This is a genomic window from Caulobacter sp. ErkDOM-E (assembly GCF_048541895.1).
GTDB lineage: Bacteria > Pseudomonadota > Alphaproteobacteria > Caulobacterales > Caulobacteraceae > Caulobacter.
The window spans coordinates 885391-898931 of sequence record NZ_CP183331.1 but is presented as its reverse complement, the minus strand read 5'-3'; the positions used below and the strand labels follow the sequence as shown (position 1 = coordinate 898931).

Annotated in this window: 15 protein-coding genes; 8 read left to right on the top strand and 7 right to left on the bottom strand. The window is 67.4% G+C overall.

What is annotated here, in order from left to right:
• The first annotated feature begins 151 nt into the window (after window positions 1-151).
• The 3 genes from ACN2C7_RS04445 to ACN2C7_RS04435 all read left to right on the top strand — a co-directional run bounded on the left by ACN2C7_RS04445 (window position 152) and on the right by ACN2C7_RS04435 (window position 3638).
• Window positions 152-709, top strand: coding sequence for a heme NO-binding domain-containing protein (locus tag ACN2C7_RS04445; RefSeq protein ID WP_419320095.1), 558 nt, complete (start codon window positions 152-154; stop codon window positions 707-709).
• Window positions 702-2555 (top strand): ATP-binding protein, encoded by a 1854-nt coding sequence (locus ACN2C7_RS04440; protein WP_419320093.1) that lies wholly within the window; start codon window positions 702-704, stop codon window positions 2553-2555. The genes ACN2C7_RS04445 and ACN2C7_RS04440 overlap by 8 nt, the downstream gene beginning before the upstream one ends.
• 789 nt (window positions 2556-3344) lie before the next feature.
• Window positions 3345-3638 (top strand): hypothetical protein, encoded by a 294-nt coding sequence (locus ACN2C7_RS04435; RefSeq protein WP_419320091.1) that lies wholly within the window; start codon window positions 3345-3347, stop codon window positions 3636-3638.
• A 34-nt stretch (window positions 3639-3672) separates the two neighbouring features.
• Here ACN2C7_RS04435 and ACN2C7_RS04430 read toward each other — a convergent pair whose 3' ends face one another.
• From ACN2C7_RS04430 to ACN2C7_RS04420, 3 genes are all read right to left on the bottom strand, one after another.
• Window positions 3673-4167, bottom strand: a complete 495-nt coding sequence (locus ACN2C7_RS04430; RefSeq protein WP_419320090.1) for a nuclear transport factor 2 family protein — start codon at window positions 4165-4167, stop codon at window positions 3673-3675.
• A gap of 92 nt (window positions 4168-4259) precedes the next feature.
• Window positions 4260-4880 (bottom strand): hypothetical protein, encoded by a 621-nt coding sequence (locus ACN2C7_RS04425; RefSeq protein ID WP_419320089.1) that lies wholly within the window; start codon window positions 4878-4880, stop codon window positions 4260-4262.
• A 71-nt stretch (window positions 4881-4951) separates the two neighbouring features.
• On the bottom strand, window positions 4952-5929 hold the full coding sequence (locus ACN2C7_RS04420; protein ID WP_419320087.1) for an NAD(P)H-dependent flavin oxidoreductase: 978 nt from the start codon (window positions 5927-5929) through the stop codon (window positions 4952-4954).
• Between the two features lie 322 nt (window positions 5930-6251).
• Between ACN2C7_RS04420 and ACN2C7_RS04415 the strand changes: the two genes are divergently transcribed.
• Together ACN2C7_RS04415 and ACN2C7_RS04410 are read left to right on the top strand one after the other, a co-directional pair.
• Window positions 6252-6845, top strand: coding sequence for a response regulator (locus ACN2C7_RS04415; protein ID WP_419320085.1), 594 nt, complete (start codon window positions 6252-6254; stop codon window positions 6843-6845).
• On the top strand, window positions 6842-7285 hold the full coding sequence (locus ACN2C7_RS04410; protein ID WP_419320084.1) for a hypothetical protein: 444 nt from the start codon (window positions 6842-6844) through the stop codon (window positions 7283-7285). The genes ACN2C7_RS04415 and ACN2C7_RS04410 overlap by 4 nt, the downstream gene beginning before the upstream one ends.
• 45 nt (window positions 7286-7330) lie before the next feature.
• Here ACN2C7_RS04410 and ACN2C7_RS04405 read toward each other — a convergent pair whose 3' ends face one another.
• Both ACN2C7_RS04405 and ACN2C7_RS04400 read right to left on the bottom strand, forming a co-directional pair.
• Complete coding sequence (locus ACN2C7_RS04405; RefSeq protein ID WP_419320082.1) at window positions 7331-7738, bottom strand: lysozyme inhibitor LprI family protein; 408 nt, start codon at window positions 7736-7738, stop codon at window positions 7331-7333.
• 18 nt (window positions 7739-7756) lie between these two features.
• Window positions 7757-8719, bottom strand: coding sequence for an acetyl-CoA carboxylase carboxyltransferase subunit alpha (locus ACN2C7_RS04400; protein ID WP_419254223.1), 963 nt, complete (start codon window positions 8717-8719; stop codon window positions 7757-7759).
• Between the two features lie 275 nt (window positions 8720-8994).
• On the opposite strand from ACN2C7_RS04400, the gene ACN2C7_RS04395 reads away from it, so the two are divergent.
• From ACN2C7_RS04395 to ACN2C7_RS04385, 3 genes are all read left to right on the top strand, one after another.
• On the top strand, window positions 8995-9195 hold the full coding sequence (locus tag ACN2C7_RS04395; RefSeq protein ID WP_419254222.1) for a hypothetical protein: 201 nt from the start codon (window positions 8995-8997) through the stop codon (window positions 9193-9195).
• A 102-nt stretch (window positions 9196-9297) separates the two neighbouring features.
• On the top strand, window positions 9298-10671 hold the full coding sequence (locus tag ACN2C7_RS04390; protein ID WP_419320079.1) for a cytochrome P450: 1374 nt from the start codon (window positions 9298-9300) through the stop codon (window positions 10669-10671).
• A 70-nt stretch (window positions 10672-10741) separates the two neighbouring features.
• Window positions 10742-11155, top strand: a complete 414-nt coding sequence (locus ACN2C7_RS04385; RefSeq protein ID WP_419320078.1) for an OsmC family protein — start codon at window positions 10742-10744, stop codon at window positions 11153-11155.
• Window positions 11156-11278: 123 nt separating this feature from the next.
• On the opposite strand, the gene ACN2C7_RS04380 is transcribed toward ACN2C7_RS04385, so the two are convergent.
• A complete protein-coding gene (locus ACN2C7_RS04380) occupies window positions 11279-12328 on the bottom strand; it encodes an HpcH/HpaI aldolase/citrate lyase family protein (protein WP_419320076.1) in 1050 nt (349 codons plus the stop codon).
• A 153-nt stretch (window positions 12329-12481) separates the two neighbouring features.
• The gene (locus ACN2C7_RS04375; protein ID WP_419320074.1) at window positions 12482-13510 is read right to left on the bottom strand and encodes a mechanosensitive ion channel family protein; all 1029 of its coding nucleotides are present in this window, start codon (window positions 13508-13510) and stop codon (window positions 12482-12484) included.
• Window positions 13511-13541 lie beyond the last annotated feature (31 nt).

The window sequence follows — 13541 nt, the reverse complement described above, 5'->3', positions numbered from 1 at the left end:
CGTTTTCCGCATTTCGTTGCGCTAACTTGACTCTCAACAGTCGGAAGGCCGGACGATAGCCGTTGGCGGCCCAGCCACCTCCCGATCGTCGCGCCGGGCCCGGGCCTATGTGTTGACGCTACAACAGGCGATCCATGAAGGGGCTGGGCATATGAAGGGCGTGATTTTCAACCTTCTGCAGGCCGTGGTCACCGAGGCTCATGGCGATGACGTCTGGGACGACCTGATAGATCAAGCCGGCGCCTCCGGCGCCTACACCTCGCTCGGCAACTATGACGACGCCGAACTCGAGGCTCTGGTCGCGGCCGCCTGCGAAAAGCTGGGCCTGGATCGCGGGGCGGTGCTGCGCTGGTTCGGACAGCAGGCCATGCCGCATCTGGCCAGCGCCTATCCGGTGTTCTTCGAAGGCCATGCCGGCGCCCGGACCTTCCTGGAGGGCATCAACGACATCATCCATGCCGAGGTGCGAAAGCTCTATGTCGGGGCGGAATGTCCGCACTTCAACATCCAGAACGCCCCAGGCGACAGGATGGACATGGACTATCTTTCATCCCGCCGCATGTGCGCCCTGGCCCAGGGTTTCACCGAGGGCGCGGCCCGCCATTTCGGCGAGGACATCGACTTTGAGCATCTGACCTGTACCGAACGGGGCGATCCGCACTGCACGTTCCGCATCGCCTGGCCCCTCAACCCGCCGGTCCATGCCTAGATCCCTCGCGCCCACGGCCAATCCCTCTGCGACGCTCCTCGAACGGATCGCTCGCCTGGAGCGCCGGCTGGAGCGCGAGAGCCAGGCGCGGCGCGAGGCCGAGATGATCGCCGAGCGCGAGACCCTGAACCTGTTTCGGCAGAGGGAGCAGATGCGGGTCCTGTCGGACCTCGCCATCGAGGCGAACAAGAGCGAGGACCTCGAGCACGTCCTGCGGGTGGCGCTGGAACGGATCTGCGTCTTCACCGGCTGGCCCGTGGGCCATGTCCAGTTCGTCGAGCGCAGGCCTGACGGAACGCGCAGGCTCAGGCCCTCTGAAATCTGGCGTATCGCCAGCACCATCGACGCCGCGCCCGTGATCGCCGCCACCCAGGCCCTGGAGTTCGAGGAGGGCCGCGGCTTGCCCGGTCTGGTCCTGGCCCAGGCCCGCGCCCTGTGGGCGAAGGGCCAGAACAACCCTGCCTTTCCGCGCAGCCGGGCCGGCCGGGCCAGCGGCCTCGCCGCCGCCGTCGCCCTGCCCGTAATGGTCGGCGACGAGGTCGCCGCCATCATCGAATTTGGTCAGGCTGTCGCCAGGGATCCCGGCCCCGACACCCTCCAATTCCTCGACCAGATCGGCGCCATCCTCGGCCGGGCGGTCGAGCGCAACCGGGCCGCGACGGCCGCCGCCCTGGCCAAGCAGGACCTCGAGCGGCTGCTGCATGCGGCCGAATCGGCCAGCCGCGCCAAGACCCAGTTGCTGGCCGTCACCAGCCACGAGGTCCGCACGCCGCTGAACGCCGTCCTCGGCCTCGCAGAGGCCCTGGCGGTCACCGTGCTGGATGTCGAGCAGCGCGATCACCTCGACGGCATCCGCCGCTCAGGCGGCATGCTGCTGCGCCTGCTCAACGCCGTCATGGACTTCGCGCGGGTGGAATCCGGGGTCGTCGCCGTCGCCCAGACCGAGTTCGACCTCGTGCAAATGACCCGCGACGTCTTCGACCTGTGGCGGACCCCGGCCTCGATCAGGGGCCTGTCCCTGACCCTGGACGTCTCCGCCCTGCCCGCGCCCCACAGGATCATCAGCGACCCCGGCAAGATCGAGCAGACCCTCACCAACCTGATCTCCAATGCCGTCAAGTTCACCCCCGCCGGCGGCGCCATCCACGTGCGGGTCAGCCCGTCCGTGGGCACGGCCGACCGGATGCTGGTCGAGGTGAGCGACACCGGCGAGGGCATCGCGGCCGATGACCGGGACCAGCTGTTCATGCCCTTCCAGCAGGCCCGCCTGGGTCGCGAGATCGGCGGCGCGGGTCTGGGACTGGCGATCTGCGCCGCCAATATCCAGGCGCTCGGCGGCGAGATCGGCTGCGACTCGGAGGCTGAATCCCTGGCCGCCGGCAGCTGCCGCTTCTGGTTCGACTTTCCCGCCGAGCCGGCCAGGGTGACGTCCGAACCCGCCCCCGCTGCGTCCATGCCGGCCCTGGCGCTGCGCATTCTGGCCGCCGAAGACAATCCGGCCAACCAGCGCGTTCTGCAGCTGCTGCTGTCCCAGGTGGGCCTGGAGGCCCTGATCGTCGACGATGGTCTGGCGGCGGTGGAGGCGGTGCAGCAGGAGCCCTTCGACCTGATCCTGATGGACGCCAACATGCCCAGAATGGACGGCGTCAGCGCCACCCAGGCGATCCGCGCCCTGTCGACCAAGGCCTGCCTGACGCCGATCGTCATGGTGACCGCCAATGTGTTCGAGGACGACCTGGTGCGCTACCACGAGGCCGGGGTCGACGGTGTCCTGGCCAAGCCGATCATCGTCTCCGAACTCTTCGGCATCCTCGCCGCCGTCCAGGAGATGGCGGCCGCGCGCTAGGCAGGCGGTTGGCGCCTGGCGTGCAGGTGGGCGGAACGGCCGCGACAAGTCCTCCCCCAGAAGGGGGAGGCGGCCGGAGGCCGGTGGGGGAAGACCGCAATGACCCAGCAGCACGACCCCCTCCGATCGCTTCGCGATGCCCTCCCCCTTCAGGGGGAGGACTTCATGGCGCGCGCCCGCGCGACCGGAGCGAGGCGACCACGGGGATAGCGCCCCGTCCATCCCCGCGCCCGCCGCCGCAAACCCCAACCCTTTCAACGCCCTGCAAAATAATCGATCGCGCCTGTCAGACGCGCTCAAACCTGCCGCATAATTCTAGCCATCCCGTCGCGAGGGAGGGGGCTCTTGGATCCGGCCCGAGACGCGCGGCGGGAATGCGGTCGAGCGGGGCCGCCGGAGTCGCGTGATGCGGGACCGGCCGGCTTGATGGGAGGGCGGGTGACGTAAACCCGCCTATCGGGAGGTCCGTCGGAGGACCCCCGCCCGCCCGAAGGTTCGCTCCGGGTTCCTCCGGAATCGGCGTTGCCGCAGCCTGACGGCTGGGTGCGTCGCGAGGCAGGACAAAACTCGGGTGGGGCAAAAGGCTGAACCAGGCCTGCGCACCCCGGCCAGAGGGATAACGACCGCGCGGGGCGTCAGGCTTCGTCGAAACGGTACACCCAACACAACAGCTCCGGACGCAGTCCGGACGCCCCGCGCCTCTCCCACCTCACCCGCGCCGCGATCCGGCGCGGCGGCGAAGCCGTGCGCCCCTTCCGGCGCGCGCCGCCGGCTTTCTCGGAGACACGCATGACCGACACCTCACGCGACGCCAAGGTCACCGCCTGGCATCTGGACATGACCCAAAAGCTCGACGCCTTGCGGACGAAATGGGCGGCCGAGGCCGTGGCCAGCGCCGCGCGCCCTCAGCCCGTCCGCCGCAACGCGGCCTCGCCGCGCCGACGTCGCACCGCCGGCCCGGCCGACGCCGCTGTGCAGGCCCGCCAGGCTGACGAAGCGCGCCAGTTGGCGCAGGTACGGGCCGAGTGGCTGATCGCCATGGAGCGGGCGGCGATGGATATCGTGATGATCGGGATGGACTAGGTCCTCCGCCTCCTGGGGAAGGACCTGGCGCCCCCTACGGCGCCGCTGCGTGGTCGATGCTGAAGGTGCGGGCCATGCGCCAACGGCCGTCGGGCTCCAGCTTCCACAGGATCGAGAACCGGGCCGTGCCCGCCAGGCGTTCGGGGCCGGCGCCCTTGCGTTCGTAGAAGGCGTGGCTGCCCTCCTCGACCGCGCCGAAGCCGGGGATGGCATAGACCTTCATCGTGCCGGCTGACAGCGCTCGGCGCGAGCGCCAGGCGTCGGGGGCCTGCTTGGTCGCGCAGCTCGCGGCGTAGTCGGCCAGGAAGGCGTCGTGGGCCATCAGCCCGCCCTTGTCGTGATAGAATTCCATGCCCGGAGTCACCAGATCGGCCAGGGCCGCCGGGTCGCACTGGTCGAACATCACGCTAAACAGCCTGGCGTCGCGCTCGGCTATGGCCAGGTTCAGGGCCGGCGGCGGGGGAACCTCGACGGACGGCGGGGGCGCGGGGGCCAGGGCCAGGGCGGCGATCAGGACGGAGATGAGCATCGACAGCGGACTCCTCGGCGTCCTCGCGACGCGTCCCTTGAGTGTCCCGCCCAGGCTCAGGTGTCCCGTGAATTCCCGGTCATGAAACCGGCTTAAGGAACGCCGGTCTCGGACTGTCTGGCGTCGGCGGCGGCCTTGGCCTTCTTCAGCCGCTCGCGATAGGCGGCCGAGCTCTTCACGAAGCCCTCGGCGTCGCCATAGTCGAGGAAGGCGGCATAGCGCTCATGGCTGCCCTTGACCTTGAGGGCGTGCTTGATCGGGCACCAGTACTGCTCGGTGCGGGCGGTGATCTCGCGGGCATAGGCGATGACGCCGTTGCCATAGCCGCAATAGACGCAGTTTAGCTTCTGGACCGGATTCAGATAGCTCAGCCGGTGGCGGTCGATGACCACATAGTCGCGGCGGCGGACCCGCTCGATGCCCCAGGCGCTGAAGCAGCCCAGCTGGTAGACGCTGACGGCCAGGTCCATCAGGGCCATCGGGATGACCATGCCGTAGATCAGCGGCATGGTCAGCAGGGTGGGCCACGGCGTCTTGAAGACGTCGATGCGGCGCTTGTGGCTGCGCTGGCTGGCCCGGACCTCAGGACCGAAGCGCGGCTTGCCGCTCTTGAGGTCCAGGCCATGGGTTCCAGCCCGGGCGGCGAAGGCCGCCTCGAGCTGGTCCTCCAGTTGGCGCAGGCGGTCGATCATCGTCTCGATCGAATCGGCCATCACAGGTCCCTCGCGTGTCGGGACCTTCATCGGCCATCGCGCGGGGCGGGGCCAGTGATGGTTGCGCGACGTCAGCCGACCATCGACGCCAGCCGGCCGCGAATGAGCTGTTCGGCCTCGGCCACGATGCGGTCGACCAGCTCACGGACGGTCGGGATGTCGTGGATCAGGCCCTGGACCATTCCCGCCGACCAGATGCCGCCGTCGGTGTCGCCCTGGGCCAGGGCGTCGCGACCCCGGGTTCCGGCGACCAGGTGCTGGACGTCCTCGAACTTGGCCCCGCCGGCCCGCTCGATCTCGACCACCTGCTGGCTGACCTGGTTGCGCATCACCCGGGCGGTATTGTGCAGGGTCCGGAAGATCAGGTCGGTCTGGCGCTCGTCATTGGCGACCATCTGCTCCTTGAAGGCCATCGGGATCGGGGCCTCCTGGGTGACGCAGAAGCGGGTGCCCATGTTGACGCCGTCGGCGCCCAGGGCCAGGGCCGCGACCAGGCCCCGCGCATCGGCGATGCCGCCCGAGGCCAGCATCGGGATCTTCACCTTGTCGGCGGCGGCGGCGATCAGGATCAGGCCGGGAATGTCATCCTCGCCCGGATGGCCGGCGCATTCGAAGCCGTCGATCGAGATGGCGTCGACGCCCATGCGCTCGGCGCTGAGGGCGTGGCGGACGGCGGTGCACTTGTGGATGATCTTCACGCCATGGGCCTTCAGATGATCGACATGCTCCTGCGGCTTGTAGCCGGCGGTCTCGACGATGCGGATGCCGCTCTCGATGATCGCGGCCCGGTACTCGGCATAGGGCGGCGGCTTGATGGCCGGCAGGATGGTCAGATTGACCCCGAACGGCTTGTCGGTGAGATCGCGGGTGCGGGCGATCTCCTTGGCCAGGTCCTCGGGGGTGGGCTGGGTCAGGGCGGTCAGGAAGCCCAGGGCCCCGGCATTGGCGACGGCGGCGACCAGCTCGGCCTTGCCGACCCACTGCATGCCGCCCTGGGCGATCGGGTGCTCGACGCCGAACATCTCGGTGAAACGGGTCTTGATGGCCATGACGCGGGGTTCCCTCTGATTTTCCAGCACTATGGCCGGATGACGCAGGGGAGAGGCAAGACGCCTTTTCAGCCCGTCGCCGAGATTTGAACGCCCGGACCGGATGCTTCCTTGACATGGAGTGCCTGGCGCCCGGAAGGAACGCCGGCCGCGCCCGTCCCGGGGAGCAACAACCCGAAGCGCGAATTGAGTATTAGATCGTTGATGCGCAAACTTCTGTCACGTACAGTGTCAATACATCACCTTCGGAACATCGGTGATTTTTAACCATGTTCCATCCTCGCCCTCCGGGCCGCATGTTTACGGATTGAAGGCGCCCCGAGTGCAGGACAGTAGTCGGATAAACTTCACCAAGACGCACTTCCTCATCGTTGACGACAACGAGAGGTCGTTGAAGATATTGAGCGAACTGACAAGAAGCTTCGGGGTCGACAAGATCACGACGGCTTCGAGCGGCGAGGAGGCCAAGGAGCTCTTGTCGCGCCAGCACTTTGATCTTCTGCTCACCGACGCCCACATGCCGGGGTGCAGCGGCTATGAACTGGTGCGATGGCTCCGCAACCGGCCCCGCGACGAGGACCGGATCATTCCAGCCATCATCATTTCCGCCCACACACGCGAGCATGAAGTCGCCGAGGGCCGCGACTGCGGCGCGCACTACATCATCGCCAAGCCCGCCAGCCCCATCATCCTGCTGGAGCGGATCTATTGGATCGCCGAAAAGCAGCGGTCCTTCATCGATGCCGGCGTCTATGTCGGCCCGGATCGGCGCTGGAAGAACGATGCGCCGCCGCCAGAGTTTGCCGACGGCCGTCGCGCCAAGGATCTGACGAGTGACATCACCGAAGCGGTGACCGCCAATCTTTCGGACGATGAGCTTGCAAAGCTTATCCAGCCCCAGAAGGCGAAGCCATGAGCGTGGTCAGGGTCATCAACAAGGCATCGTCCCTGGTCAAGGCCATGAGGGAGTCCGGCGGCATCTACGCCCGCACCGCCCTTGAGCGGGCCGAGCAAACGGTCCGGGCCGCGCGGGCCGAGAACCTGCATAGCCAAGCCGAAATGCTCGCCCAGATGCGCACCTGGAAAGCGCAGGGTCTGCAAGATGACGCAGGCTGGCTCGACCTCTATGAATGCAGTTCGGCGCTGATCTCCGTTTGCGATCCGGAAGAGGACGTCCATCTTCTGCGCTGCGCGCGGCTGCTTTGCGAATATGTCTCCCGAACCTCGGGGCAGGATCGTCGCAAGGCGGTCGGCGACCTGTTCATCAGCACCTTGAGCGTGCTGGGTGATCAGGCGACCAACGCCGAGGTCCGCACGGAGGTCCTGAGTGCGTTCGAGGCCTTGATCCCCAGATAGCCGCAGGGTCGCGACGAACCCGGCTAGGCTCGAGCGGTCAGAGGCTCAAGGCTTCAGGAGGTCTTCCAGCGCCTGGGCCCGGCGAGCGGTGTGCTCAAGATAGCAGTTCTGCACATAGATCGGAGCGATCGTGCCGCCGCTCAATGCCCGGACCGTCGCGCAGTCGGCGTCGCGAAAGGCGATCCAGGCCCGCTGGGACTTGAGCAGCGCGGCCTTGGCGACAGGGCCTTCCGCCAGGTCGGCCATGTCCGCCTTGTAGGCTTTGTTCAACCGGGCGTCCTGAAACGCCATCTCGGCGTCACCGCACTTGAGCATCCCGTAGGTGTTGCCGTTGTCGGGCTTGTCCAAGCAAAGCTCATAGGCGGGGCTGAACTTGACGCCATCCTCGGCCTGGGCCGCGACCGGTGCGACGGCCAGAAGGGCCGCAGCGATCAGCATCGTGCGGAACATCATGGGCTCGTCCTCGACAGTCTATTGCAGGCCGACGCGGCCGATGGCGTAGAAGCGTTCCGAGCGCTGCTTTTTGAGGGCGGCCGCGTCCAGCAGGGACAGGGCCTTTAGCTCCATCTCGACCGCGTCGCCGACGGCCTTGAGCGCCGCCTCATGATCGGAATGCGCCCCGCCGGCAGGCTCTTCGATGATGCGATCGACAATGCCCAGCTTGATCAGGTCTTGCGCCGTGATCCGCATCTGGGTGGCGGCGTCCTTGGCCCGGGCGCCGTCGCGCCACAGGATCGAGGCCGCGCCCTCGGGGCTGATCACCGAATAGATCGAGTGCTCCAGGATCAGCACCTTGTTGGCGCCGGCCAGGGCGATGGCCCCGCCAGAACCGCCCTCGCCCACGATGGTGGCGATCATCGGCACTTCCAGGGTCAGGCAGCGCTCGGTGGAGCGGGCGATGGCCTCGGCCTGGCCGCGCTCCTCGGCCCCCAGGCCCGGATAGGCGCCGGCGGTGTCGACAAAGGTCAGGACCGGCAGGCTGAAGCGCTCGGCCATGTCCATCAGACGCACGGCCTTGCGATAGCCTTCGGGGCGGGCCATGCCGAAATTGTGCTTCAGGCGCGTGGTGGTGTCATGGCCCTTCTCGTGGCCCATGACCACGACAGGCTGACCCCGGAACCGGCCCAGACCGCCGACAATGGCCTGGTCATCGGCAAATTTGCGGTCGCCGCGCAGCTCGACGAACTCGTCGATCAGGCCGGCCAGATAGTCGCGCAGGTGGGGCCGCTGGGGGTGGCGGGCCACCATGGTCTTCTGCCAGGCGTCCAGATTGGCGTAGGCCTCGACGCGCAGTTCCTGGGCGCGGTCGCGCAGGGCCTGGATCTCCAGCTCGAACGCACCTGGCCCCGCAGTCTCGGAGAGCTTGCTCAGCTCCTCGATCTTGCTTTCCAGATCAGCGATGGGGCGTTCGAAATCGAGATAGTGGGCGGCCATGGAGTCTCAACGTCGCCGTTTACGAAAGGGTGCGAACCTAGTGGCTAAGCCGGAAAAAGGGAACCGGCTTTGGAACGTTCCGCGCCCAGGCGGATTCATCCCCAGGACCGTCCCCAGATGGATCGCGAGAGAGTCTCTTTTGAAGACTCATTTTTATGGTGAATCGCGACATTTGGTCCTATGGTCGATTCGTAGCTGGTGATGAAGAAAACCAGCGCCTGCGGCCCCCGCCCATCGAATATGGCTCGGTCCCGCCTGTTGAGAACCGTGTTCCCATGCAGGTGTTTACGTTCTTCTGCGTCGAGCCCGATGGCTCCGTTCCTCGCTTTGATGTTGCTCCCTATGCCGATGATCAGGCCGCGCGCCGGCGTGCGTTCGAGCTCATTGACATGCATCACCGATGCGACCTGATCGAGGTCTGGCGCGGGTCGACCCGCGTGTTCGACGTTCCAGCCCAGCGCGTGGCGGCGGCCTGATATTCACCGCGTAGTGAATTATTGCAGCGCCCCCTGCGGGATGCTAGGCCATCGTTCCGGATGGAGCGCCTCTCCCGGCGCCTCCCCGTCTGGAAGCCGCCCATGGACGCCCAGGTTCACCGCCCCCTAGTCCCGCCCGCGCCCAAGGTGCACGCCGGGCCGCAGACCAATCTGGGCGCCGCCTGGGCCATGATGCGAAACATGGTCGGGGCCTGGTCGGAGTCTGACTTCGACACCCTGATGATCCCCTACACATTCCTGGGGCAGCCTGGCCTGGTGGTCAGCGACCCCGCCGGCGTCAAGCAGGTGCTGGGCGTCCAGGCGGCGCGCTATCGGCGGCCCTTCCAGATGAGCCGGATCCTGCGGCCCATCGTCGGCGACGGCCTGCTGCTGACCGAGGGCGAAACCTGGCGGCGGCAGCGCAAGGCGCTGGCGCCGGCCTTCACGCCCAAAGCCGTCGAGACCCTGCTGCCGCACTTCACCGCCGCCGGCCAAGCGCTGGCCGATAGTCTCGCGGGTCAGGATCGCGCCAATCTCAGCGAGACCTTTCATCGGGCAACGCTGGACGCCGTCCTGCGCGCCCTCTTCTCTCGCCCCGCCAGCGGTGAGGGCGCGCAACTGGCCGCGATCGCCCGCGACTACCTGCATGGCCGGGCCAATGTGAACCTCTTCGATCTCCTGGCCCGGGCTCCGGGCGATTTCGGCTTCGCCGAACGTCCCCGACTGGCCCTGGGCGCGCGCTGGATGACCGCTGTCGCCGCGCTGATCGACGCTCGCAAAACCGCCGGGCCTCGCGCGCACGGCGGCGATCTTCTGGATGGCCTCCTGGCCGCCCGGGACGAGGACGGCCGGCCCCTGCCTGACGAGGAAGTCCGCGATCAGTGCGGCACCATGCTGGCGGCCGGTTTCGAGACCACCTCGCGCCTGCTGTTCTGGGCCGCCTATCTGCTGGCCCTGGATCCCAAGACCCAGGCGCGGGTGCAGGCCGAAATCCAGGCCTTTCCGCCAGACAGGATCCGCACCCTGGAGGATCTTTCGGCCTGGCCCCTGACCCGATCGGTCCTGCTGGAAACCCTGCGGCTCTATCCGCCCGCCCCGATGATGAGCCGCCAGGTCATCGCGGAAGATGAAGTCCAGGGCTGCAAGGTCTCGCCGGGCCACGTGATCACCATCAGCCCGTGGCTGATCCACCGTCATCGCAAGCTTTGGGATCAACCGACGGCCTTCCTTCCGGAACGCTTTCTCGATCACCCCTCGCCCTGGGGAATGGACGCCTTCATCCCGTTCGGCGCGGGCCCTCGGGTCTGCATCGGCGCCAGTTTCGCCATGGCCGAGAGCCAGATTCTGCTCGGCGGCCTGCTGTCGCGATTCCAGATCGCCATGGCGGACGACAGGCCGGTCATTCCGGTGGCCAAGATTTCCCTGGGACCGGATCGCGAACCGGACTTCCGCCTGACGCCGATCCCGCTGACATAGACACAAGCCGAAACCTTGCGGTGCGCGCACCGACACCTAAGCTTGGTTGAACGCCGCCAGGATCCTGCCCATGATCGACGCCCCCCGCCCCTCCGCCATCGCCGACGACAGCGGTCATGGCGGCCTGCAGACCTTCGTCACGGCGGGTCCCACCAGCTTGGTGGCCGACGTCAAGGTGGAGGCCGGCGGTCTGGACCTGGGTCCTGACCCTCACGATCTGGTCGCGGCGGGCCTGGCGGCCTGCACCGCCATGACCCTGCGCCTCTATGCCAAGCGCAAGAACTGGCCTCTGGGCGCGGTGCATGTCGAGGTGCGCAGCAGCCGCGAGGCCGACATGACCCCGCCCGAGCGGTTTGACCGCGAGATCACGCTGGACGGCGACCTCGACGCCGAGCAGCGCGAACGCCTGCTGGCCATCGCCGAGATGTGCCCGATCCACAAGCTGCTGACCCAGGGCGCGCGGGTGGTGACGACGGTGGGGTGAATCTGAGCCACTCGCCCCCTCCGCGCCTTCGGCGCTCCTCCCCCGGAGGGGGAAGATGAAAGCGTCTTCCCCCTCCGGGGGAGGACGGCTGCGAAGCAGCCAGGAGGGGGCGAGTGCTAGCCGCTAAAACCCATACAGCGCCGCATACTCCGCATCCTTGCCGGCGATCTGCCGCGCGCAATCCACCATGACCTTGGCCTGTTTCCAGGTCGCGTCGTCCTGCATCTTGCCGTCCAGCATCGCCACGCCGGTGCCGTCGGGCATGGCTTCCAGGATGCGCTTGGCGAAGATCACCTCGTCAGGGGCCGGGCTGAACACTTCCTTGGCGATGGCGATCTGGCTGGGGTGCAGGCTCCAGGCCCCCGCGCAGCCCATCAGGAAGGCGTTGCGGAACTGCTGCTCGCACGCCACCGGATCGTCGATCGCGCCGAACGGACCATAGAACGGCTTGATGCCATGGGCGGCGCAGGCGTCGACCATCTTGGCGAAGGTGTAGTGCCACAGGTCCTGCTGCACCGAGGCGCGGGCAGAGCCGTCGGCGTGCGGGTCCTCGATGACCCGATAGCCCGGATGGCCGCCGCCCACGCGGGTGGTCTTCATGGCGCGGCTGGCGGCGAGATCCGCCGGGCCCAGGCTGATGCCCTGCATGCGCGGACTGGCCGCCGCGATCTGCTCGACGTTCATCACGCCCTCGGCCGTCTCCAGGATGGCGTGCAGCAGGATCGGCCGGGTCACCCCATGCTTGGCCTCCAGCGAGGCCAGCAACTGGTCCATGTAGAAGATGTCCCAGGGTCCCTCGACCTTGGGCACCATGATCACGTCGATCTTGTCGCCGGCCTTCTCGACGATGGTCGAGACCTCGTCCAGGTGCCAGGGCGAGTTGAGGCAGTTGATCCGGGTCCAGAAGCCGACGCCCAGGGCCTTGAAATCGGTGGCGCGTGACATCTCGATCAGCCCGGCCAGGGCCGCGCCCTTGGCGTCGGCGGGGATGGCGTCTTCGAGATTGGCCAGGATCACATCGACGCTCAAGGCGATCTCGGGAACCTTGGCGCGAACCTTCTCCAGGTGTGGCGGCACGAAGTGGATCATGCGCTCGACGCGGGCCGGAAGGTCGCGGTAGGGCGCGGGCGCGCCGATGGCTAAGGGTTTGAAAAAGCCTCGCGCGGTCTTCATCCGCCTACTCCCCGTTCTTGCTTGCCGCGTGACGGGCGCCGAAAGCGGCGTCCACTTTCGGCTGTCACGCTTGCTGTTCTTTTCGCAGTTGCGAGAAGATTGCGGCGGCGCGGAAGGGGCGTCAAGGCCTCAGCTTATCAGCGTTCAGAAACCTCAACCCTTTGGCGGCGCGATCGGCGGCGACATGGGGGGATCGTCAGGATCCTCGCGTTCCAGATCCAGGGCGGCGTCGTTGCTGGAGCCGGGCTTGGCGGCCTTGGCCTTGCTGCGTCGACGGGCGGCGGGCTCCAGCTTCAGGCTGGTCAGGGCCTCATCGCCCTCTTCGCCAAACAGGCCGCGCACCCGGATGTCGCGCTGCGGATAGGGGATCTCGACTTCCGCCGCGCGCAGAGCGTCGTCGATGGCCCAGGTATAGGCCGCGAAGATCGCCGCCGGACGGCGCACCGCCTCGACCGTAGGCCAGACGATCAGCTCGAACTTCAGGGCGTGCTCGCCATAGCCGACCAGCCAGACCTGGGTGCGGCGCACGGCGTCGTCGGGCGAGGTGAAGGGCACCGACTTGGCCGCCTTCAGAACCGCCTCGCGCACCTTCTGCTTGTCGACCCCGAAGGCGGTGACAAACGGCACGCGGATGCGGCGGTTGGTGTTGCGCAGGGTCCAGTTGATGACGAGATCGTTGACCAGCACCGAGTTGGGCACGATCAGGTCGGTGCTGTCATTGGTGCGGATGCGGGTGGCGCGGGGACCGACCTCATGCACCACGCCGCGCTGGCCATTGGGCAGCTCGACGAAATCGCCCACCGCCACCAGCCGCTCGAACACCAGCGAAATGCCCGAGGCGAAGTCCTTGACCATGCCCTGCAGGCCCAGACCGACGCCTACGCCCAGAGCGCCGGCGAACACCGCCAGCGAGGTCAGGTCCAGACCCATGGTCGACAGGCCCGCCACGAACCCGATGACCACCAGGCCGTAGGTCACCACCTTCTCGACGATGTACAGCGAAGCGGCGCTGCCGGCCGCCCGGGCGCGCAGGCGCTGCAAGCCCGCCGAGGTCAGCCGCGCGGCGAACAGGGCTGCAGCAATGATCAGCAGGGCCGCAGCCAGACCACCGACTGTCACCGAGGCCTTGCCCAGCTTGAGAAGCTCGAAGGTGTCCAGGCGTTCCAGGGGATTCTCGGCCATGGCCTACTCTGGGCCGCGCCGCGTCATCGGA